General features: G+C 71.6%; 17 protein-coding genes and 4 pseudogenes. 8 read left to right on the top strand and 13 right to left on the bottom strand.

The window, feature by feature from the left end:
- Window positions 1-108: 108 nt before the first annotated feature.
- From OO54_RS01100 to OO54_RS01045, 12 genes and pseudogenes are all read right to left on the bottom strand, one after another.
- Entirely contained in the window at window positions 109-1,278 is a 1,170-nt protein-coding gene (locus OO54_RS01100; protein WP_033200952.1) for an agmatine deiminase family protein, read from the bottom strand.
- A gap of 46 nt (window positions 1,279-1,324) precedes the next feature.
- On the bottom strand, window positions 1,325-2,776 hold the full coding sequence (locus OO54_RS01095) for a purine-cytosine permease family protein (protein ID WP_051786627.1): 1,452 nt from the start codon (window positions 2,774-2,776) through the stop codon (window positions 1,325-1,327).
- Window positions 2,777-2,926: 150 nt separating this feature from the next.
- The gene (locus OO54_RS01090) at window positions 2,927-4,075 is read right to left on the bottom strand and encodes an agmatine deiminase family protein (protein WP_033200951.1); all 1,149 of its coding nucleotides are present in this window, start codon (window positions 4,073-4,075) and stop codon (window positions 2,927-2,929) included.
- A gap of 261 nt (window positions 4,076-4,336) precedes the next feature.
- Window positions 4,337-5,134, bottom strand: a complete 798-nt coding sequence (locus OO54_RS01085) for an ABC transporter ATP-binding protein (protein ID WP_033200950.1) — start codon at window positions 5,132-5,134, stop codon at window positions 4,337-4,339.
- Window positions 5,127-6,122 carry an ABC transporter ATP-binding protein gene (locus tag OO54_RS01080; RefSeq protein WP_033200949.1) on the bottom strand — a complete coding sequence of 332 codons (996 nt, stop codon included), beginning with the start codon at window positions 6,120-6,122 and terminating at the stop codon, window positions 5,127-5,129. Before OO54_RS01080 ends, OO54_RS01085 begins: the two co-directional genes overlap by 8 nt.
- Complete coding sequence (locus OO54_RS01075; RefSeq protein WP_033200948.1) at window positions 6,119-6,973, bottom strand: ABC transporter permease; 855 nt, start codon at window positions 6,971-6,973, stop codon at window positions 6,119-6,121. The genes OO54_RS01080 and OO54_RS01075 overlap by 4 nt, the downstream gene beginning before the upstream one ends.
- Complete coding sequence (locus OO54_RS01070; RefSeq protein WP_078904991.1) at window positions 6,970-7,929, bottom strand: ABC transporter permease; 960 nt, start codon at window positions 7,927-7,929, stop codon at window positions 6,970-6,972. Before OO54_RS01070 ends, OO54_RS01075 begins: the two co-directional genes overlap by 4 nt.
- On the bottom strand, window positions 7,926-9,587 hold the full coding sequence (locus OO54_RS01065; RefSeq protein ID WP_051786626.1) for an ABC transporter substrate-binding protein: 1,662 nt from the start codon (window positions 9,585-9,587) through the stop codon (window positions 7,926-7,928). The genes OO54_RS01070 and OO54_RS01065 overlap by 4 nt, the downstream gene beginning before the upstream one ends.
- A gap of 103 nt (window positions 9,588-9,690) precedes the next feature.
- Window positions 9,691-10,704 (bottom strand): agmatine deiminase family protein, encoded by a 1,014-nt coding sequence (locus OO54_RS01060; RefSeq protein ID WP_033200946.1) that lies wholly within the window; start codon window positions 10,702-10,704, stop codon window positions 9,691-9,693.
- Between the two features lie 162 nt (window positions 10,705-10,866).
- A complete protein-coding gene (locus OO54_RS01055; RefSeq protein ID WP_033200945.1) occupies window positions 10,867-11,154 on the bottom strand; it encodes a hypothetical protein in 288 nt (95 codons plus the stop codon).
- Window positions 11,151-11,847, bottom strand: a pseudogene (ureA, locus tag OO54_RS41340) (urease subunit gamma). The gene OO54_RS01055 and the pseudogene ureA overlap by 4 nt, the downstream one beginning before the upstream one ends.
- A 192-nt stretch (window positions 11,848-12,039) precedes the next feature.
- Window positions 12,040-12,618, bottom strand: a complete 579-nt coding sequence (locus OO54_RS01045; RefSeq protein ID WP_017236493.1) for a TetR/AcrR family transcriptional regulator — start codon at window positions 12,616-12,618, stop codon at window positions 12,040-12,042.
- 150 nt (window positions 12,619-12,768) lie between these two features.
- Between OO54_RS01045 and OO54_RS43145 the strand changes: the two genes are divergently transcribed.
- A complete protein-coding gene (locus tag OO54_RS43145; RefSeq protein WP_051786625.1) occupies window positions 12,769-14,820 on the top strand; it encodes a sugar-transfer associated ATP-grasp domain-containing protein in 2,052 nt (683 codons plus the stop codon).
- Window positions 14,817-15,008 carry a hypothetical protein gene (locus OO54_RS01035; RefSeq protein ID WP_033200944.1) on the top strand — a complete coding sequence of 64 codons (192 nt, stop codon included), beginning with the start codon at window positions 14,817-14,819 and terminating at the stop codon, window positions 15,006-15,008. Before OO54_RS43145 ends, OO54_RS01035 begins: the two co-directional genes overlap by 4 nt.
- 73 nt (window positions 15,009-15,081) lie before the next feature.
- Here the strand turns inward: OO54_RS01035 and OO54_RS01030 are convergent, their stop codons facing one another.
- Window positions 15,082-15,870, bottom strand: a complete 789-nt coding sequence (locus OO54_RS01030) for an alpha/beta fold hydrolase (protein ID WP_033200943.1) — start codon at window positions 15,868-15,870, stop codon at window positions 15,082-15,084.
- 412 nt (window positions 15,871-16,282) lie between these two features.
- Between OO54_RS01030 and OO54_RS01025 the strand changes: the two genes are divergently transcribed.
- The 6 genes and pseudogenes from OO54_RS01025 to OO54_RS48685 form a co-directional block, all read left to right on the top strand.
- Window positions 16,283-16,864: a TetR/AcrR family transcriptional regulator gene (locus OO54_RS01025; protein ID WP_033200942.1), complete on the top strand. Its 582-nt coding sequence runs from the start codon at window positions 16,283-16,285 to the stop codon at window positions 16,862-16,864.
- Between the two features lie 467 nt (window positions 16,865-17,331).
- Window positions 17,332-18,495 (top strand): agmatine deiminase family protein, encoded by a 1,164-nt coding sequence (locus tag OO54_RS01020; RefSeq protein WP_033200941.1) that lies wholly within the window; start codon window positions 17,332-17,334, stop codon window positions 18,493-18,495.
- A gap of 21 nt (window positions 18,496-18,516) precedes the next feature.
- Window positions 18,517-19,405, top strand: a pseudogene (locus OO54_RS48690) (DUF4436 family protein).
- Between the two features lie 12 nt (window positions 19,406-19,417).
- Entirely contained in the window at window positions 19,418-20,089 is a 672-nt protein-coding gene (locus tag OO54_RS01010) for a TetR/AcrR family transcriptional regulator (protein ID WP_033200940.1), read from the top strand.
- A gap of 58 nt (window positions 20,090-20,147) precedes the next feature.
- Window positions 20,148-21,381 (top strand): annotated as a pseudogene (locus OO54_RS41330) (alkyl/aryl-sulfatase); the annotation flags it as partial.
- Window positions 21,382-21,422: 41 nt separating this feature from the next.
- Window positions 21,423-21,590: pseudogene (locus OO54_RS48685) on the top strand (alkyl sulfatase C-terminal domain-containing protein); the annotation flags it as partial.
- Window positions 21,591-21,714 lie beyond the last annotated feature (124 nt).

Below are 21,714 nucleotides of genomic sequence, written 5' to 3'. Positions count from 1 at the left end.
GACGTCTGATGGAACCGGGCCGGCTCGGCGGTGCCCCTCCCTGGGCCGGCCCGGGTCTCGGAGGTGAGACCCGGGCCGGTCACTCAGAGGATGGCTGTCGGGAGTGGGTCAGCGGGTGGGCTCCTGCATGGTCACGCAGTGGGCTCCGCCACCGCCGTTGCCGTAGAGGTTGTCGAGGTTGAGCTGGACGACGGGCCGGCCGTAGGCGGCGGCGATGGCCGACTTGGCCGCGGCGTCCTTGGCGGTGTCGCCGAACTGCGTGGTGATGATGGCCGAGTTGGTCACCGTCCAGTTCATGTAGGAGCTGAGGAAGTCCGCCTGCTTGCCCGCGGAGATGCGGGGCAGGGTGTCCGGGCCCTCGATGGTGAGGACCTGAAGGCGGCGGCCCTTGGCGTCGGTCGCGTCGATCAGGGTGTTGTACATGGCCTGGGCGTTGGCGGTCCACACGTCGGGGCGTACGGCGCCGGCCAGCTGCACCATCACCACACCCGGCTTGATGTATCGGGCGGTTCCGTCGATGTGGCCGTCGGTGACGTCCTGCCCCTTGACGCCGGGCAGCCAGATCATCTTCTGGGCGCCGAACCGGGCCAGCAGTTCGGCCTCGATCTGGCTGCGCGTCTTGCCGGGATTGCGGTTGCTGTTCAGCCAGCAGCTCTCGGTCGCCATGAGGGTGCCGTCGCCGTCGTACTCGACGCCGCCGCCCTCGCCGACCACGGACGCCTTGGCGAACGGGACTCCCGCGTAGGCGGCGACCCGTCCGGCCACGACGCGGTCCTTGTCGTAGGCGGAGTGGGGAAGGCCGTAGAACGTGGTGGCGTTCTCGCCCCAGGCGTTGAAGTTCAGGCCGATGGAGTCGAGGCCGCCGGCCCCGTCGACGCGGAACAGCGGGCCGGTGTCGCGCATCCAGCAGTCCGACACCGGGATGGAGCTGATGACGGTGACGGTGGACCCGCACGCCGTCCGGGCCTGTGAGGCGGCCGAGGAGCCGTCCGCACACATGATCACCGGCTCGTACCTGGCGATCTCCTTGGCGAGCTTGGCGATGTCGGCCTGGATCTTGGACAGCAGGTTGCCCCAGATCGTGTGGCTGGACGGCCAGGCCATCCAGGTCCGCTTGTGCGGGGCGTCCTCGCCCGGGACGCGCCAGGAGGCGGCCATGGCCGGCTGGATGCCGCCGATGACGGGGCCGACCGCCAGGGCGGCGGCTGCCGCCCCGGTACGGGCCAGGAGGGATCTGCGGCTGATGCCGGGACGTTCGCCGTTGTGCTCCGTGTTCACGTGGTGCTCCTTCTCGCAAAGGTTCTGTACGTGCAGGCGCGGGTGCTCAGTGCAGGCGGTCCAGCAGCCCCTCCTCCCGGACCATCCGTCGTTCGGTGGCCGTGTCGAGGCTTCGGGCGAAGACCCAGTAGAGGGCGCCCGCCACCGGCAGGCCGACGAAGATCGAGCAGTCGACGCCGCCGAGGATCTTGGCTACGGGTCCGACGAAGAGGCCGGTGATGACCATGAAGGGGGCCATGCAGGCCAGGCCGATCACATAGGCGAGGTTGCCTCGCCAGCCCCATCGGCCGTAGATGCCGTTCGGGTTGAAGATCTCCTTGACGACGTACTGGCCGCGTCGCACGAAGAAGAAGTCGACCAGGTTGATGGCCGTCCACGGGATGAACAGGTAGGTCAGGACCACGACCACGTTCGCGAAGAACCAGTTGAACTGGTCGATGCCGACGAGGGTGGAGACCGTCCCGACGGCCACCAGCATGATGCCGATGGTCGCGACGCGGATCGAACGCGTCGGCTTGACCGGGCGGAACGAGTCGACGATCGAGATCATGGTGAGGCTGCCGCCGTACTGGTTGATCGCCATGACGGAGAGCAGCCCCACCAGGAGGACGATCACCGCGATCGTGCCGAAGCCGTCGAACAGGCGGTCGGCGGCCAGCTTCAGGGCGGTCACCGGGTCGGTGCCCTCGGGGGCTCCCGCGGAGACCACGGCGCCGAGGACGAACACCCAGATGCCGGAGATCGCGCTCGGCAGGTAGGTCCACCAGAAGGTGCTGCGGACGGGGACGTCGGGTCTCAGGTAGCGCGAGTAGTCCGAGACGTACGGCGCCCAGCCGAGCTGGAAGCCGGCGACGAAGACGAACACCAGCATGAAGGGGGCGAGTTCGAACGGGCCGGCCGTCCAGACCCCGTCCGGCAGGCCGCCGCCGAACAGGGCGGCCGCGGTGATCGCCGCGGTGACGACGACGAACGGCCAGGTGAGCCACTTGTTGAGCCGGTGGATCCACTCGTACCCGAAGAGGGCGATCACCGTCGCCACCGCGGCGGCCAGCAGATAGCCGACGCTGTTGGGTATGCCGGTGAGCAGGTTCATGGCCTGGCCCGACAGCAGGGCGTCGGAGGTGTTGAAGGCCACGTAGTTGACGAGGGCGAAGACCCACACGGTGAGCGCGGCGCCCAGGTACCCGAACTGCGGCCGGGACTGGACCAGTTGGGGCAGGCCCAGCTGGGGGCCCTGGGCCGAGTGGAACGCCATGAAGAACGTTCCGAAGAGCGAGCCGAGGACGGTGGCGATCACCGTCCAGACGAGCGAGGCCCCCATGGAGAGCGTCACGACGCCGGTCGCCAGGCCCGTGAGGTTGAGGCTGCCGACGAACCAGATGGCCCCGACGCCGGACGGCTTGCCGTGCCGTTCAGAGAGGGGCACCCAGTCGATCGAGTGCTGTTCGATGCCCGCGTGCGAAGCGGAATCCTGCGTCTGCGAGACAACTGGCCCCATGTGGGCTCCTGTTCAGGGATGCGTCCATGAATCGGCACAGCGCCCGCGGTGACCGCAGGCGCTGTACGGTGCGCTCACATTAGGGACTGACTCAAATTTCAGTCAATGACCGGGACGTAACCCCCTGACGAAAATTTCAGTCATGTTCCCTCAGGCGACGGGCTGTTGCTGGGTGACGCAGTGGATGCCCCCGCCGCCCGTTCCCAGACGGTCGATGTCGATCTGCTCGATGTACCGGTCGGGGTACAGGCGGGACAGGGTCGCCCGCGCGGCCTCGTCGGCCCTCTTGTCGCCGAACCGGGCCGAGATGACCGCGTCGTTGCAGAGGTAGAAGTTCGCGTACGAGGCGAGGAAGTCCCGGTTGGTGGAGCGGATCTTGTTGTAGTCCGGGCCCTGGAGGCGCATCACGTCCATCGCGCGGCCGGACGAGGTCGTCGAGACCGAGAGCTTGTCGTACTGCTTCCGGGCGTCGCGGGCGTAGGCGTCGTTGTCGCCGGCCACGGGCATCTGGACGAGGGCCTCACCCGGAGAGAGGAAGCGGGAGGTCGCGTCGACGTGGTCGTCGGTGATGTCCTGGCCGTAGACGCCGTCGAACCAGATGACCTTGGACGCGCCGTACGCCTCGCACATCGCCCGCTCCAGCTCGCGCTCCGACATCCCGGGGTTCCGGTTGCGGTTCACGAGGCTGCTGCGGGTGGCCATCAGGGTGCCGGCGCCGTCCTGCTCGATGGCACCGCCCTCGCCGACCAGGTCGGCGTAGGTGAACGGCACGCCCACGTGCGCGGCGATCCGCTCGGCCACCAGGGCGTCCCTGGAGTGGGCCTGCTTGTTGCCCCAGCCGTTGAAGTTGAGGCCGACGGTGTCGAGGCCTCCGTAGCCGTCCCGGCGGAAGACCGGGCCCGTGTCGCGCATCCAGCAGTCGTCGACCGGGATCGAGTTGATGACGGTGACCGTGGGGCCGCACATCGTGCGCGCCTTGGCGGCGCTGCCCGGGTTGGCACACAGGACGACCGGCTCGTACTGCGCGATCGTGCGGGCGATCAGGGCGATGTCGGCCTGCACGCCGCTCAGCTTGTTGCCCCAGATCGAGGTGCTGTCCGGGAACGCCATCCACGTGCGGGTGTGCCGGACGTCCTCGACCGGGACCCGGAAGGACCGGGCGGACGGTGCGGCCCCGGCGCGGCTCTGGACGGCCGTCGTGATGGCGGCGCCGGCGGCGGCGGTCAGGCCCGCCGCCGCCAGGAACCGGCGCCTGTTCAGGCCGGGACCCGCATGGCGGGCGACAGCATGATGGTTCATGGTTGACCTCCTGTGTCAACGTACGTGCGCGGTGGGGGTGCCGGCGACGGGGGCGGGATGGGCGCACGGGATGCGGCCCGGTCCCCCGCCGCCGGGTTCGGTGCGGTGGCGGTGTGCCGCGGGCGCTCCGCGTGGGGGCGCGGAGCACCCGAGGCCCTTGCGTCGCGAGGGCGGCGTGGGGGCGCCGTGCCTCGCGGGAGGGGGCGCGTCGCGAGCCGGACGTGCGGCCGTGCGGTGCCTCGCGAAGGGGATGCGCCGTGGTCAGAGCGCCCGGCGGGCGGCGGCGATCGCCTCTGGGTCCCAACCCGGGCGGGGTACGGACTCCAGGAGGAGCCGGGTGTACGGGTGCCGGGGCGCGGCGAGCACCTCGGCGGTGGGGCCGGCCTCGACGACCCGGCCCTTGCGCATGACGATGACGTCGTCGGTGACGCAGCGGACCACGCCGAGGTCGTGGGTGATGAAGAGGTAGCCGATCCGGGTCTCCTCGCGGATGTCGGCGAGGAGGTTGAGGATCTGTGCCTGCACGGAGACGTCGAGGGCGGCGACGGCCTCGTCCAGGACGAGGACGGCCGGTTCCACGGCGAGGGCGCGGGCGATGGCGACGCGCTGTCGCTGGCCGCCGGAGAGCTGCCGGGGGCGGGCGTCGGCGGCACGGGTGCCGAGGCCGACCTGGTCGAGGAGTTCGCGGACGCGCCGGTCGTGGTCGGTGTCGGGGAAGTGGAGGCGCAGGGCCTCGCGCAGGACCTGTTCGACGCTGGTCCTGGGGTCGAGGGAGAGGTACGGGTCCTGGAAGACCATCTGGACCTCGCGCGCGCGTGCCAGCCGCCGGGTGCGGCCCCGGCCGCGGGCGTCGCGGGCCCGTCCTCGTACCAGCACGTCTCCGGAGTCGGCCTGTTCCAGGCCGACGACGATCCGGGCGGTGGTGGTCTTGCCGGACCCGGATTCGCCGACGATGCCCAGGGATCCGCCCTCGGGGAGGGTGAAGGACACGTCGTCGACGGCGCGGACGCTCCCGTAGGCGCGGTGGAGGCCGACGGCCTCCAGGACGTTGTCAGGCATCGACGGGGCTCCCTTCGAGGCGGTCGCTGTGGTGACAGGCGGCCTGGTGGTGCGGCCGGCCGGGTGCGGTCCGCGGTTCGGGGGCCTGCTGGTCGCAGATCTCGGTGGCCAGGTGGCAGCGGGCCGCGAACGCGCAGCCGACGAGCTCCTGCCGGAGGTCGGGCGGCTGGCCGTCGATGGCGGCGAGCCTGCCCTGAGGGCCTTCCAGGCGGGGGGTGGAGGCGAGCAGGGCCGAGGTGTACGGGTGCCGGGGACGCGCGAAGAGGGCTTCCGCGGGGCCGCTCTCCACGATCCTGCCGGCGTACATGACGTAGACGCGGTCGCTGATCGCCGCGGCGAGGTCGAGGTCGTGGGTGACGAACAGGAGACCGGTGCCGAAGCGTTCGCGGAGTTCGGCCAGGAGGGCGATGACCTCGGCCTGGGTGGTGACGTCGAGCGCGGTGGTGGGTTCGTCGGCGAGGACGAGGGCGGGGTCGCCCATCAGGGCGGCGGCGATCATGACGCGTTGCAGCATGCCGCCGGAGACCTGGCCGGGGTACTTGCGCAGGGCGGACTCGTCGAGACCGACCGCCCGGAGCAGTTCGACGGCGCGGGCGGTGGCGTCCGCCCGGCTCATGCTGCCGGTGAGGGTGACGCTCTCGGTGAGGAAGTCGCCGATGCGGCGCAGCGGGTTGAGGGCGGCCCGGGGGTCCTGGAAGATCATGGACACCGTGCCGGTGCGCAGTCCGCGCAGCTGCTCGGCGTTCATGGCGAGGACGTCCTCGCCGCGGACGCGGACGGCGCCTTCGACGACGGCGCCGGGCGGCAGCAGCTTCAGGGCGCTGCGCGAGGTGAGGGTCTTGCCGGACCCTGACTCGCCGACGAGGGCGACGGTCTCGCCGGCGCCGACGTGGAGGTCGACGCCGTCGAGGACGGGTCGGGCGGTGCCGGGCAGGGTGATGCGCAGCCCTCGGACGTCGAGCGTGTGCGGGGAACTCATGGAGGTCATCGGTCTCTCCTGGCGACGCGGTCGGCCCAGCGCTCTCCGACCACGTTGAAGGCGACGACGGTGAGCACGATGAAGACGCAGGGCAGGATCGCGGACAGCGGGTAGCCGTGCTGGATGGCTGTCTGGCCGTCGAAGACCATGCGGCCCCAGTCGGGGGTGAGCGCGGGTACGCCGAGGCCGAGGAAGGACAGGCCGGCGAGGTCCATCAGTGCGTAGCCGAAGTTGATGGTGGACTGGGCGAGGACGACGGGGGCGATGTTGGGCAGGACGTGGCGCAGGCAGATCTGGAGGGCCGAGTGTCCCTGGACCTGGTAGGCGCTGACGTAGGGGCGTTTGCGTTCGGCCAGCACGAGGGAGCGGGTGAGGCGGCTGACGTACGGCAGGTACGCGACGGAGAGGGCGATGACGGGGGCCGGCAGCCCTTCGCCGTAGATCGAGATGATCAGGATGGCGAGGAGCATGCCGGGGAACGCGAAGACCAGTTCGGTGCTGCGGGACAGGACCGAGTCGAGCCAGCCGCCCCGCCAGCCGGCGGCCATGCCGATCGCCACGCCGGCGACGGTGGAGAAGACGACGACCCCGAGGGGTCCCAGGAGCGAGGTGCGGGCTCCGAGGAGCAGCCGGGAGAGGGTGTCGCGCCCGGCGGCGTCGACGCCGAGGAGGTGCTCCGGGGAGGGAGCGGCCAGTGCGTTGCCGAGGTCGACCGCGTTGGGGTCGTACGGCACCAGCCACGGCGCGAGGAGCGCGGCGACGGTGACGAGGCCGACGAGGCCGAGGCAGACCAGGTACAGCGGGGACCGGGCGGTGCGGATCTTCGCGAGTCCGGGCCGGCGGGTCAGGACGGCGGTCATACGGAGGAACTCCTCGATCCGAGGGTGATCCGCGGGTCGACCACGGGGAGCAGCAGGTCGACGATCAGGTTCACGGCCATGAAGAGGGCGACGATGATCAAGGAGATCGCCTGGACGGTCGGGAAGTCCTTGGTCGTGGTGGACAGCTCCAGGAGCTGGCCGACGCCGCCGATGCTGAACGCGGTCTCCACGAGGATCGTGCAGACCAGGAGGGTGGAGACGATCAGTCCGCCGGTGGTGAGGACGGTGCCCAGCGAGTTGCGGAACACGTGGCGGCTGATGACCTGGCGCTCGGGGACGCCGCGGCTGCGGGCGACGGTGACGTGCTCGCTGTCGAGGGCTTCGAGCATGGTGGACCGGGTGACGCGGGCGAGCATGCCGATCAGGTAGAGGGCGAGGGCGATCGCCGGCAGGGTGAGGTGCCGGACCTTGTCGAGGAAGCCGTCGCCGGAGCCGCTGCTGGGGAACCAGCCGAGGTTGACGGCGAAGAGTCCCTGGAGCAGGACGGCCGCGACGAACGACGGGGTGCCGACGGCGAAGGTCGTGCCGACCAGGATGGCGGAGTCGGTGCCGCCGCCGCGGACCGCGGCGACCCAGCCGAGGACCAGGCCGATCGCCACGACCACGACCAGCGCCATCACGACGAGGAGCAGCGTGGTGGGGAGGCGGTCGGCCAGGAGCCGGGAGACGTCGGTGCGGTAGGTGATGGAGCGCCCGAAGTCTCCTTGCAGGATGTCGCCGAGCCAGTTGAGGTACCGGACGAAGAAGGGATCGCCCAGGTGGTACTGGGCGTTGATGGCGGCGAGTGCCTCCGGCGAGGCGGAGCGGCCGGAGAGCAGGAAGCCGGCCGGGTTGCCCGGCGCCAGGTACATGGCTCCGAAGACCACGAACGAGGCGGCGAGCAGGGTGGCGGCCATCTCCGCCACCCTGCGTGCGGCGAATCTCAGGAAGTTCACTGCGTGGCACCGGCCTCTGCCGCGCCGACGTCGGCGGCCCACGGGTAGTACATGTACGCGATGGTGGTGGGCGCGCCGGTGATCTTCTTGTTGAGGAAGACGGCGGTGGGCCACTCGGCGACCGGGATCCACAGCAGCTGTTCGGCTGCCCGCTTCTGCAGCTCGGCCTCGATCTTCAGCCGTTCGTCGTGCGCGTATACGGAGGTGGCGCGGTCGACGAGGGAGTCGTACTCCTTGTCGCTGTGGCCGGCGAAGTTCATGTAGGCGCCGGTCTTGAAGTTCTGCAGCAGGTCCAGCGGGTCGGTGATCGAGTCGTAGTAGGTGAGCGGGAACATGTCGATGTCCTCGCGCGCCTCGGGGTCGGTGAAGAGCGCCGTGAACGCGTTGGGCGCGATCGTCTTGAGGTTGATCTTCAGCCCGATCCGGCTTCCCGCGGACTGGACGGCGGTCGCGAGGAGGGAGACGTCCTGGCCGATGGAGCTGGTGGCGATCGTCAGCGTCTTGCCGGTGGCGCCCGCCTCCTTGATCAGGCTCTTGGCCTTCTCGACGTCCTGGGTGGTCGGCGGCAGCGTGTCGAACGCGGCCTTCAGGGTCGGCTCGGATGCTCCGGCCCAGGCGGCCCGGGTGGTGAGCGAGGAGGTGACGGTGCCGGCGCCGCCGAGTCCGGCCTTGACGAAGCCGGACCGGTCGAGGGCGAGGGAGAGCGCCTTGCGGACCCGGAGGTCGCCGAGCGGGCCCTCCATGTTCGTGACGTTGACGTTGACCGTGCTGAGGCCCTCGCCGAAGAACAGCGTGCCGACGCCGCTGTCGCGCAGGCGGCCGTAGCTCTCGGTGGGGATCAGATAGCCGCCGTCGACGTCTCCGCTGAGCATGGCGTTGGTGCGGGCCGAGGGGTCGGTCAGGACCCGGAAGACGGCCTTCTTCGCCTTGGCCTTGGTGCCCCAGTAGCCGTCGAACCGCTCCAGCTCGATCGCCTGGCCCTTGCTCCACGTGCCGAGCTTGAAGGGGCCGGTGCAGGCGAGGTCGCCGGTGGTGCCGTAGTTCTTGCCCGCCGCCTCGACGCCCGCCTTGGAGGCGACGACGCCGGCGGCGGTCGCCATGTACTGCGGGAACTGCGAGTCGGGCTTCTTGAGCTTGACGGTGACCTGGAGGGGGCCGGTCTTCCGTATGGAGGCGACGCTCTGGAAGTTCTGCGCCCAGGCGGCGGCGTTGTCCGGGTCCGTCTGCCGGCCGAAGCTGTAGACCACGTCGTCGGCGGACATCGTCCTGCCGTCGTGGAAGCGGACGCCGGCGCGGAGGTCGTAGATCCAGGTGGTGGGGTCCGGGTTCGACGCCTTCTGCGCCAGGCCGGGCTCCAGGGTGAGGCCCGGGGTCCAGCGCATCAGGCTCTCGCACACGTTGGACAGGATCGTGTTCTGCGGGTAGTCGAACGCGAGCGTGTAGTCCAGGGTGGGCGGCTCCGCGTAGACGGCCCAGGTGAAGGAGTCGATCTCGCCGCGGGCCGGGGGCGTCGAAGCGGAGAGCTCGACGTCGGCGGCGGTGACGCCGGAGCCCTTCGGGGGGCCGGAGCAGGCCGCCAGGGCGAGGAGGGAGGTGAGGGCGGCCGTCGTCACGGCGATCCGTCCGCGCCTGCCGCGGGGGCGTCTGCCGAGGGGCATGGATGGGGTCATCGTCGCGCTCTCTTTCCGTGTGTTCCGTGCGGGGTGCGGGGGGGGCGGAGGGCCGCCGGGGTGCGGCCCTCCGGGAGCGTTCCGTTATCGGTCAGGCAGCGGTGGGGACCGCGGGGATCTGCTGCGTGATGCAGTGGACCCCGCCGCCGCCGTAGGCGATCCCGGGCGCCCGCACCCCGACGACCTTCCGGCCGGGGTACGCCGCCTCTATGACCGCGAGGGCCTCGTCGTCCCGCGGCAGGCCGGCCACCGGCACGACGACGCCGCCGTTGGCCACGTAGTAGTTGAGGTACGACACCTCGACCTCGCCGCCGGCCATCTCGACGAACGCGGTCTGCGGGACGTCGATGATCTCGAACGGCCGGCCCTGCGCGTCGGTGGTGGCCTCGAGCACCGCGCGGTTGGCACGCATCCGGACGTAGTCGGGGTGCGCGGGGTCGTCGGGCAGCGAGACCACGACCTTGCCGGGAGCGGCGAAGGCGCAGACGCCGTCGACGTGCCCGTCGGTCTCGGTGTCCAGCAGACCTCCGTACGGAAGCCACACGACCTTGTAGACGCCGAGCCGGGATTTCAGTTCCGTCTCGATTTCGTCCCGGTTCATCCCGGGGTTCCGGTTGGGGTGGAGCAGACACTGCTCGGTGGTGATCAGCGTGCCTTCGCCGTCGACCGTGATCGCCCCGCCCTCCAGGACCATGTCGGAGGCGATGCGCTCGACGCCGAGGTGCTCCAGGATCAGGGCGCTGATCCGGTCGTCGGAGTCGTACGGGCTGTGCTTGCGGCCCCAGGCGTTGAAGCGGAAGTCCACTCCGGCGCGGTTGCCGTCGGCGTCGAACACGAAGAGCGGGGCGGAGTCGCGGAACCAGGAGTCGTCCTGCGCCATCTCCACCACGGTGATCCCGTCACCGCAGCGCGTGCGGGCCTCGTCGCCGTGGCCGGGCGGGGCGATCATGGTCACCGGCTCGAACGCGTTGATCGCGCGGGCGACGTTCGCGTACTCCTCCTTGACGTCGTCCAGCACGCCGCCCCACAGGTCCTCCCGTACGGGCCAGGCCATCAGACACCCCTCGTGTGCGGACCATTCGGCGGGCATACGGAATGCAGTCATCACGGGTCTCTCTTCGTTTCGCCAGAAGTACCCGTCGGCGGTGGCCGGCTCTGCCTGGCGGAGGCGCGGGACGAGTACGCGGTGTGAACAGCATCCTCCTCCCGACTGAAAATTCAGTCAAGACTATGGACGCAGGTTTGGGGTTTCGGCGATCGGCAGGTGTCAGAGGAAGTACAGACGGCTCAGCGACACCTGCTGCGCGGGCTCGGAGCGCATCGGGTCGCCGTCGAGGGTCACGAGACCGCTGCGCGGGTCGACGTCCACCTGGCCCAGCCTCGCGTTGTGCAGCATGTCGGCCGGCCCGATGCCCCGGGTGCCCCGCACGGCGACCCGCCCGCGCCGGGTGGCCAGGGTGTCGTGCGGTGAGCCGAACGTGACGTGCTCCTGCGGGTCGATGTGCCGGCTCTCGCCCGGCGCGCAGTGGTCGCCGTGCCTGGTGGGCTTGCTCATCGCTCCGAGCCCTTCGCTCCCAGGTAGTCGCAGGCGGCGGCGCGCCGCAGGGCCTCTTCCTTCGCGCCGGGCGCGTCCAGCGGCCCGTGGACCAGGCCCGCGAAGCCGATCGCGATCCGCTCTCCGCCCATCGGGACGAGGCCGACCTCGACGACGGCGCCGGGGTCGAACCGGGTGGACGATCCGGCCGGGACCGCGAGCCGCATGCCGTACGCGGCGGCCCGGTCGAAGTCCAGCCGGGGGTTCGCCTCGAAGAGGTGGAAGTGCGAGGTCACACTGACGGGCACCGCGGCCGCGTTGCGGACCCACAGGGTGACGTCGGGCGCGGGCTCCGGCAGGACGTCGGTGTGGGGCAGCACGGGCCCCGGGAGCGCCGTCGTCGTGTTCCACGTCGCCGAAGGGGGTGCTGATGACGGCCGGCCGGGTGCCGTCCTCGAACACCGCCTCGACCTGGATCTCCGTCACGATGTCCGTCACGCCGGGGAGAACGTCGTCGGGGCCGAGGACGGAGCGGCCCCGGTCGAGGGCCTCTGCCAGGTGGAGGCCGTCCCGCGCGGCCTCGCACACCGTGTCGGCGATCAGCGCGGTCGCCTCCGGAGCGTTGAGCCGCAGCCCGCGCTCCAGGCGGATCCGCGCGAGCTGGGCCGCCGTGAAGAGCAGCAGCCGGTCCCGCTCGGTGGGAGTCAGAGGCATGCCGCCCCCTGGCCCAGGGGTCTGTGCACACGCATGTCCCGTTCCTTTCCTGGAGGTCGGAGGTGGGATATGCGCCACTGTGGCACTGACTGAAATATCAGTCAAGGTCATGGACCGAAGAAAACCGCTGCTCACCGGGGAAGCGAGCAGCGGTGGGAGGAGCGCCGGAAGCCCGGCCGGCCGTACGAGGCGTCAGCCGCCCAGCCGGGCGATCTCGGCGTCGATGGCCTCGCTCATCAGGGCCCTGGCGTGGGTGATCTGGAGCGTGCCGCTGAGCCAGCGCATGCTGAGGCCCTCCAGGAGGGCGGTCAGCCGCTCGGCGGACGCCGTGAGCGCGACGGCCGGGGCCATGGGCTGGACCTGACCGAGGAGGGTCGCCACCTCCTGGACCCAGACGAGCGTGGCCCGCGCCAGGTCCTCGCGGAGGAGGTCGTCGAAGACGGCGCTCGCCCGCAACTCGCCCCAGGCCGTGCTGTTCTCCCTGACCTCGGTCGAGTCCTGGAGTTCGAGCAGCAGCGTCTGGTCCAGCTCCTCGCGCGGACCGAGCGGTTCGGCGTCCGGGTCGCGGTCGGTCGTATAGCGCTCGGCGCGGTCGTTGATGAACTCCAGCGTCTTGCTCAGGATCCCGGCGCGGTCCTTGAAGTGGTAGTAGATGAGCGCGGTGGAGACGCCCGCCTCTGCGGCGAGCTCCTCCACGCGCAGGCCGCGGACGCCGCGCCGGGCGATCACCCGGGCGGCTGCTTCGAGGATCTGAGTGCTGCGAGACGCCATGGCCCGAACCTTACCGGGCGCGTTCCGTCGGCGTGGTCAGGGCCCTGACGGACGACCAGACCGGAGCCGCCGCGAACGGTTCACTTTGGTTGCCCTGCCGCGGCCGATCGGCACCACCGCGGGCCGGATGCCCTGTCCAAGGCTGTCCCCATGCATGACCTGCAGAAGTACGAAGAGAGCGTGGAGAGCGGGCGGACCGCCGGCGCCCACCGCGGTGGGCGCATGAAGATCCCGGTGTTCGTGAAGGTGCTCGCGGCGGTGGCCTGCCTGGGCTTCCTGCTGATGGCCGTGCTCGGCTCCCCCGACCGGCCGCTGAGCCGGTCGGAGGAGGTCGTCGGCGAGCGGGAGATGGTGCGCATCACCGGGCCGTCGGGCGCCTCGTCCGAGGTCCTCGCCCTGATCGACACCGGAGCGTCGGCGTCCTCCGTGGACACGGCACTGGCGAAGGAGCCCGGCTTCGACCTCGACGCGGCGCCCCGGATCACCGTGGCGTCGGCGCTCGGTCGCGAGAAGCGCCCGGTGGTCGACGCCCCCGTGCGACTCGCCGGGCGCTCGTTCGTCGCGAAGCTGAGCGTCAACAACCGCTCGAAGCGCGAGACTCCCGTCCTGCTCGGCCGGCAGGAGGTCCAGGGACTTCAGGTGGCGGTGGGCAAGCGGCTGCTCACACAGCCCGACTCCGCCGACGCGCCGTCCGCCCCGCGGATCCTGTTCGCCAAGGCACCGGCCGTCGACCCCGTGTCGATGATGGCGCTGCTGCCGCTGGCGGCCCTGCTGATCGTGGTGCTCAGGGTCGTCGTCGGCCTGAACACCCTCGGCACGTTCAGCCCGGTACTGCTCGCCCTCGCCTACGCGCAGGCCGGACTGCCCCTGGGCGTACCCCTGACGCTCGTGATGTTCGCGCTCGGGTTCGCCATGCAGCCGCTGCTGCGGCGCCTGCACCTGCCACGGGGCGCCCGGCTCGGTGTGCTGATCGCCGTGGTCACCTCGGGCCTGATCGCCTCCCAGCTCACCCTGGGCGGTTTCGGGCTCTCCGACTCGTGGGGCATGTCGCTGCCGGTCGTCGTCACCGCGATCGTCACCGAGCGCCCGTGGGAGGCCTGGGACCTCGACGGCGTCAAGGCCGCCGCCGTGGGCGCCACCCTGGCCATGGGCACGGCGGTCCTCGTGGCACTGCTCCTCCTGACGCCGTACGTGCGCGAGATCGCCGAGGCCGTGCCGCTCCAGCTCGCGCTCGTCTGCGCAGTGTGGACGGCGATCGCCGGCACGTACCGGGGACTGCGGCTCAGCGAGCTGTTCCGGTTCGCCCCCCGCGGCGAAGGCGCAGGAGGCCTCGGCGTGATACGACTCCGCGGCTGGGACCCGGTCATGGGCATGAACCTGCGCAACGCCCGCATCGCCCGGCACAACTCGTCGGCCGCCATCCGGCTCGTCAACGACAAGCACGCCACCAAGGAGGCGCTCGCCGCGGCCGGCGCCCCCACCTCCCCCTCTCTGGCCCTGCTGCGCTCGCGCCGCGAGATCGCCGCCCTGGACCGGGACGGCCTGCCCGACACCTGGGCGCTCAAACCGAACCAGAGCCTGGGCGGCAACGGCATCCTGCTGGCCTTCGGCCGGCGCCGCCTGAACTGGACGTCCTCGTCCGGCAAGCGGATCACCCGCGAACTGGTCGCCGACCAGCTGCGCCGCATCCTGGACGGGGACTTCTCCCCGCGCCCCACCGACTGGGCCCTGTTCGAACCCCTGATCAGGGCCCACCCCGACCTCGCCCGGCTCTCCCACCAGGGGCTGCCGGACATCCGGGTCATCTGCGACCGCGACCGGCCCCGGCTGGCGGTGCTGCGCCTGCCGACCAGGTTCAGCGGAGGACGTGCCAACCTGCACCAGAAGGCCATCGGCGCCGCGGTCGACCTGTCCACCGGCCGGATCACCCACGCGCTCGTCGGGAAGGAGCCCACGGAGACCCACCCGGACACCAGTGCCCGGCTGATCGGTGCGACCGTCCCCCACTGGCCCGAGGTGCTCGACGCGGCGCGCCGCTGCGCCGCCGCGACCGGCCTCCACTCCCCGGGCGCGGACATCGTCGTCGACGCCGACCGGGGACCCCTGATCCTCGAGGTCAACGCACGCCCCGGCCTCCGGGTCCAGAACGTCACCGGCCACGGCCTGATGGCCCCCACCACCCCGCCCCGGAGGCCCCGATGAGCTGGACCGCCCTCGTGTCGAAGACCGTGGTCGCCGTGGCGGCCGGCGCCTTCCTCGGCGTCAGCGTCGCGCAGGCACCGCCCGCCCGTCAGGCGTCCGACGCGGATCCCGGCAGGGAGGTACCGGCGGAGGACCTTCCGACCGCGCCGGAGTCCGCGCCGCCGTCCTCCGGACCGTCCGGCACCTGACCGCTCCCGGCTGGCGGCGGGTCGCCCCGGGCGTCCCGCCGACCGGGCCGGCTCACGACGCCCGGCCGCCCGCCTACGCGTGCGCGCGGCAGAAGGCGCGTACCGCGGCCGTGAAGGCCTCGGGTGCCTCCAGGTTGCTCACGTGGCCGACGGCGGGGATCACCACGAGCTCGGCGTGCGGGATGGCGTCCTGGAAGGCGTGGGCGACCTCCAGGGGCGAGCGGGCGTCGCGCTCGCCCCACAGGAGCAGGGTCGGCACCGTGATGCGGGGCAGCAGGTCCGTCTCGTCGGCCTCGGCCATCAGGGAGAGCTGGGCGCCCATGGTCTCGGGCCGCACGTCACGGTTCATGGCATCCAGGAGCGCGGCGAAGCGCTCCGGCGGGCCGTCGGCGTAGAGCCCCGGCAGCGTCGGGTCGAACTCCTCCCGGGGCGCGGCGAGCATCCGTCGTGCCCCTTCGACCCGCGCCGCGACCTCCTCGGGCGGCAGAGAACCCTTCCAGCCGGCGTACGTGTCCACCATCAGCAGCGACCTCACCAGGTCCGGCCGCCACCGGTACAGCTCCAGGACCACCGTCCCGCCCCAGGACAGCCCCGCGACCTGGGCGGGCGCCGGCCCCACGTCCTCGATCACTGCGGCGAGGGCGTGCGCGAAGTCCGCGAGCCCGAAGCCGGCGGGGAGCGCCCCTGACCGGCCGGACCCCGGCTCGTCCCAGGCCACCACCGTGAACTCGTCGGCCAGCGCTTCGGCTTGCGGCTGCCACATCCGTCCGTCGGCCCCGGCACCGTGGGCGAGGACCAGGACCGGTCCCCGCCCCGTACGCGTATAGGCGACGTCGACGCCGCCGACCCTCACCACTGCCATGTATCCAGGCTAGGCCGTCTCTTCCGGATCTTGCCCGACCCGCGCCGCCCGGCACCGCACCTCGCCGCGTTGTCGGGACACCCGAGTACATCCAGTACACGGGCGCCCCTCCGCCTTGCGATGCGTCCCCTCGGCCCTGGCGGGCCTGGGGAGACTCCGGGCACCGGACGCCCATGCCGCCCGATCCCAGCCGGGCCTGGAGGCGGTAGCCGCCGATCTCGCGAGGGTCGTCGGCCGACAGCGCCGCGTGGGCGGGCTGTGCCCCAGGAAGCTGAGCGGACATGCGGTGGCTCTTTCGAGGGAGGGAACGGTTGACGCGGGTCGACGGGCAGGACTCGCGCATCGCGCCTCTAACTAAAGATTCAGTCAATATGCGACACTGTTGGTGCAGACCACTCACGAGGGGGATCAAGTGGCGACGGACCGCCGTAAGGCCATCCTGGAAGCTGCCGCCCGGGTCATAGCCCGGCGTGGGGTACGCGGACTCCGCATGGAGGAGCTGGCGACCGAGGCCGGGGTGTCCACCGCACTGCTCTACTACCACTTCAAGGACCGGGCCGGCATCCTGCGGAACACCTTGGAGTTCATCAGCGACCGGGCCGACCGGTACACCTCCGAGGAGGAGTGCGCCGACGGCCCGCTCGACGCACGGCAGGAACTGGAGCAGACCCTGCTCCTCGAGTTCCAGGACCTCCCCGAGGTCCGCGAGAACAGCACGGCCTGGGGCGAACTGCGCGCCAGCGCGATCTTCGAGCCCGAACTGCGCGGCGACCTGGCCGGCGCCACCCTGGCCTGGATCCACGACGTCGCCGACCTCCTGGGCCGCATCCGGCCGACGGCCCCCGCCCCCACCCTCACCGCGTCCGCGGAACGGCTCACCGCACTCCTGGAAGGACTGAGCACGCGCTGGCTGAGCGGCGCCCTGCCGCTGGCCCACGCCCGCGAGCTGACGAGGGAGGCGGTCACGGTGGAGCTGGAGCGGCTGAACCGTTGACGGCGCCGGGACACGGGGCGTCCCGACGGGACCGGCGGGCCGCCGCCCATGGACGGTCGGGACGCCGGGCCCCAGGGGCGACGGGACGGTGGGACCGGTGGGCCGCACGAGCGGCGGGACGGCGGGGGCCACGGGCGACGGGACGCGGGTCCCGCGGGCGACGGGAGGGCGGGGCCCGTGGCCGACGGGGGCACGCCGACCACGGCATTCCCGTCTCCGCCCCCACCTCCGCCCCACATCCACTCCCACCCCCACCTCCACCTTCCGGAATTTGACTGAAAATTCAGTCAGTGCCAGAGTGGGCGACACGAAGGCCGTATCCCCTCTCGCGGTACCGGCGATTCACGGGGCGGTGCGTGCACCCTGTTCACGGACAGTGCACGAGCGCGGGCCACGAGCCACGCCCAGCCGAGCCCCTCTCCTCCGCCGGACGCCCGGTACCGCAAGTCCACGATCGGAGACCCCACATGTCCGACCTCCCTTCCCGCCGCTCGGCCCTGCGCGTGCTCGCCGGACTCGGAGCGCTCGCGCTGGGCGCCACGGCGTGCGGCCCCGGCGAAGGCGACCCGGGCTCGTCGGCGGGTACCGCCACCACCGGGCAGGCCGCGCCGACGGACGACGGGCGCCGGATGCCGGCCGAGTGGGAGAGCCACGCCCGCACCTTCATGTCGTGGCCCGCGCTCACGTCCGTCTGGGAGGACGACCTCCCCTACGTACGCGAGGACATCGCCCGCATCGCCCGCGCCATCTCGGAGTACGAGTACGTCGTGATGATGGCCCGACCGGATCAGCTGGCCGGTGCGCAGAAGGCGTGCGGCTCCGGCGTCGAGGTCATCCCCCTGCCCGTCGACGACCTGTGGGCCCGCGACACGGTCCCCGTCTTCGTCGAGCAGGACGGCAAGGTCGAGGGCGTCGACTTCAACTTCAACGGCTGGGGCAACAAGCAGACGCACGACAACGACGCCCAGGTCGGCCGGCTCCTGCTGCGCAAGTACGGGATCCCGCGCATCCAGGCGCCCCTCGTCGCCGAGGGCGGCTCCTTCGAGACGGACGGCGAGGGGACCCTCCTGATCACGGAGAGCTCGATCGTCAACGACAACCGCAACCCCGGCAAGTCCCGTGCCCAGATCGAGGACGAGCTCAAGGACCTCCTCGGCATGGACAAGGTGATCTGGCTGAAGGGCGTGCGCGGCGAGGACATCACCGACGCCCACGTCGACAGCCTCGTACGGTTCACGGCGCCCGGTGTGATCCTCCTGGACCGGGCCTTCCCGGGGATGCCCGCCGACTCCTGGTCGCGCTCCTCGGACCAGGCCATGGCCGTGCTCAGCGAGGCGACCGACGCCCAGGGCCGGGAGTTCGAGATCATCGACCTGCCGCAGCCCGACCCCGACCTGGTCACCGGCTACACCGACGACTTCCTGTCGACCTACGCCAACTTCTACGTCGGCAACGACGCTGTCCACATGCCGAAGTTCGGCGACAAGAAGGCCGACGACCGGGCCCGGGGCATCCTGCAGGAGCAGTTCCCCAAGCGGGAGATCGTGCAGCTGAGCATCGACACCATCGCCACCGGAGGCGGCGGGATCCACTGCGCCACCCACGACGAGCCCGGCAAGCCGGTCGAGTAACCACGATTCACGGGAGCCTCCATGTCCTCCACCCGACGGCAGAAGCCGAACCGGGGGCGGATCTTCCCGGCCGTCCTGGCCGGTTGCCTCGTCGTGGCCGCCATCGCGCTCGGCACGTGGCTCCAGTTCGGCGAGCGCCAGGCACTGGACAAGGTGTACAGCGCGGGCGGTTCGGAACCCGACCGCGTGGACGTCGAGGCCTCCGTGCAGCGCGTCGACGCCGCCGGCCGGGAGCTGATCCTGCGCGTCCTCGTCACCCCGCGCGGGAGCTCGCCGAGGCCGGCGGCGTCTCCCCCACCGAGGACCTGACGCTCCAGACGTCGACCTCGACGCGGGGCGGCCTGTCCTCCAAGGCGCACAGCCGGATCGCGACCAAGGACCTGCCCGTCACGCTGACGGGCGGTTCGATCACCGACTACCCCTTCGACGCGTACGCCGCCGCCATCGAGTTCAGCGCCACCCAGGGGGCGAGAAGGTCCCCGTCCATATGACGCTCACCAACGCCGACGCCCTCTTCTCGGCCGGGGTGGACGCCGCGGAGGAGAGCGGGACCGCGGTCTTCGACGTCGACCTGGCGCGTTCCAACAGCGTGCTCGTCCTCGTCGTCTTCATGATGGCCGCCATGTGGGCCCTCGCCCTCGCGGTCTTCACCGGAAGCTGGTTCCTCGTCACCCGGCGCATGGGCCTGACCTGGCCCGCCCTGGGCTGGATGGCGGCCACGCTCTTCGCCCTGGCGGCCTTCCGCAACACCGCCCCGGGCTCCCCGCCCATCGGCTCCCTGCTGGACTACGTCGCCTTCCTCTGGGCCGAGACCGTCATCGCCTTCTGCCTCGTCACGGTGGTGGCCACGGGCTTCACGAACGAACGCCGGGCGTTCACGGCGCGCGCCCGGCGTTTCCACCGGCTCTGACACGATGACCCGATGGGCGACACAGAGACCGGCGGCGGCGACGCCGCGGAGGCTGGGGCGGGGGCGCGGCGGCGGCGGCGCGATCCGGAGTGGACGTACGCGGCGCTGGTGGACGCGCTCCTCGAGCTGATCTCCGAGAGCGGGCGGGAGCCCACGCGGAAGGCGATCGCCGAGCGTGCGGGGGTGTCCGAGCGCACCGTTTTCGTGCACTTCGCCGACCGCGAGGCGCTGTACGTGGCCGCCGCCAGGCGGCAGGCCGAGCGGTGGCGGGCTCACGCGGAGCCGGTGCCTCCCGCCTGGGAGACGGCACGGAAGGTGCGGGCGCTGCTGACCCAGCGCGGCCGCATGTACGAGGTGATGACGCCGATCCGCAGGATCGGGCTCGGCCTGGAGGCGGACTCGCCGGGGCTGCGCGGGGTGATGGCCGAGGGGGACGCCTGGCTGCGGGCCGGTCTCGCGGAGCTGTTCGCCCCGGAGCTTGCCGGGGAGCCGGGCGCCCGACGCGCCGGTGGGCTCCTCGACGCGCTGGAGGCCGCCTCGTCGTGGGCGGCCTGGGACCACCTCAGGGCCCGGCGCGGGCTCGACGAGGCGGCGGCCCGCGCGGCGATCGGCCGCACGCTGCGGGCGCTCCTTGGTGTCGCCGCGGGTCGTGCCGCGGACCTTCCGGAGGCGCCGACCCCTTGACTCCTATTGCAGTCTGACTGCAATAGTGGGCGCCCGACCGAGAAGGGTGCGCACCGTCATGACTCCGATGAACCGGCGTGGCTTCGCCGCGGCCGCGATGGGCGCCGCGGCGGCCGCCGTCTCGCTGAACCCGCAGACCGCCGAGGCGCTCGCCGGGCACCTCCCCCACGGCGTACCGGCGACGCCGACGGAGACCGAGGGGCTGCCGTACGACGACGACGCCGACTTCGCCGACGCCGACCGCGGGTTCGTCGCGGCGTTCACCGGCGGACCGATCACCGGCGCCGCCGGGAAGACCGTCTGGGATCCCGCCGCCTACCGGTTCCTCGCCGGGGCGGCGGACGACGCGGACGCGCCCGGCACCGTCGACCCGAGCCTGTGGCGGCAGGCCCGCCTCCTGTCCCGCCAGGGGCTCTACCGGGTCACCGACCGGATCTACCAGGTCAGGGGACTTGACCTGTCCAACATGACGATCGTCGAGGGCGACACCGGCGTCATCGTCATCGATCCGCTGATCTCCGCCGAGACGGCCGCGGCGGCCCTGCGGCTCTACCGCGACCACCGCGGGGACCGACCGGTCCGGGCCATGATCTACACCCACCCGCACGTCGACCACTTCGGCGGCTGCCGCGGCGTGCTGCCGAACGGCGCCGGGGACGTACCCGTGCTCGCCCCGAAGGGCTTCATGGAGCACGCGGTCAGCGAGAACGTGTACGTCGGCACCGCGATGGCCCGCCGCGCCGCCTACATGTACGGCTCCACGCTGCCCAAGAACGCGGGCGCGCAGGTCGGCTGCGGGCTCGGCCTCACGGTCTCGCTCGGCACGGTCGGACTCATCGCCCCACGCAGCTCATCGGCACCACGGGAGAGGAGGTCACCCTGGACGGGGTGCGCATCCGGTTCCAGATGACCCCGGGCACCGAGTGCCAGGAGGAGATGAACTTCCTCTTCCCGACCTGCGCGCGGTGTGCATGGCGGAGAACGCGACGCACACCATGCACAACATCCTCACCCTGCGCGGCGCCCAGGTACGGGACGCCCACGCCTGGGCCGGCTACCTCACGGAGTCGATCGGCCTCTACGAAGGCGCCGCCGACGTCGCCTTCGCCTCCCACCACTGGCCCACCTGGGGCAACGACGCCATCGTCGCCCTCCTCACGCGCCAGCGGGACCTGTACGGCTACCTGCACGACCAGACCGTCCGACTGATCAACCGGGGCATGACCGGCACCGAGATAGCGGAGACCTTCCGGCTTCCGCCCCGGCTCGAAGGCGTCTGGGCCAACCGCGGCTAGCCAACGGCCTGCTCACCTGAACCAGGGACACCCGGCCCGCCCCCGACGCCGGCCTGACCATGACGATGACCAAGCCCCAGCTCGTCTCCCTCCTCGCCGGGAAGGGCACCGCCGGCATCACCATGACCGGCGACCCCGGCCTGCTCACGCGGCTGCTCTCCGTCCTCGACTCCCCCGACACGGACTTCCCGATCGTCACGCCCTGACGCTTCGCCTCCGTCGACACCCTCACGGAGGGTGACGACCCCGACACCGCGGGGGCGGCCGGGGCGAGGTACGTGGTTCCACGGGGGCGTGTCCCTCACTGGGCGTACGGGAGCGGTCCTCCCG

It is taken from the genome of Streptomyces wedmorensis (genome assembly GCF_000716445.1).
GTDB lineage: Bacteria > Actinomycetota > Actinomycetes > Streptomycetales > Streptomycetaceae > Streptomyces > Streptomyces wedmorensis.
This window is presented reverse-complemented; position numbering and strand designations above follow the sequence as displayed.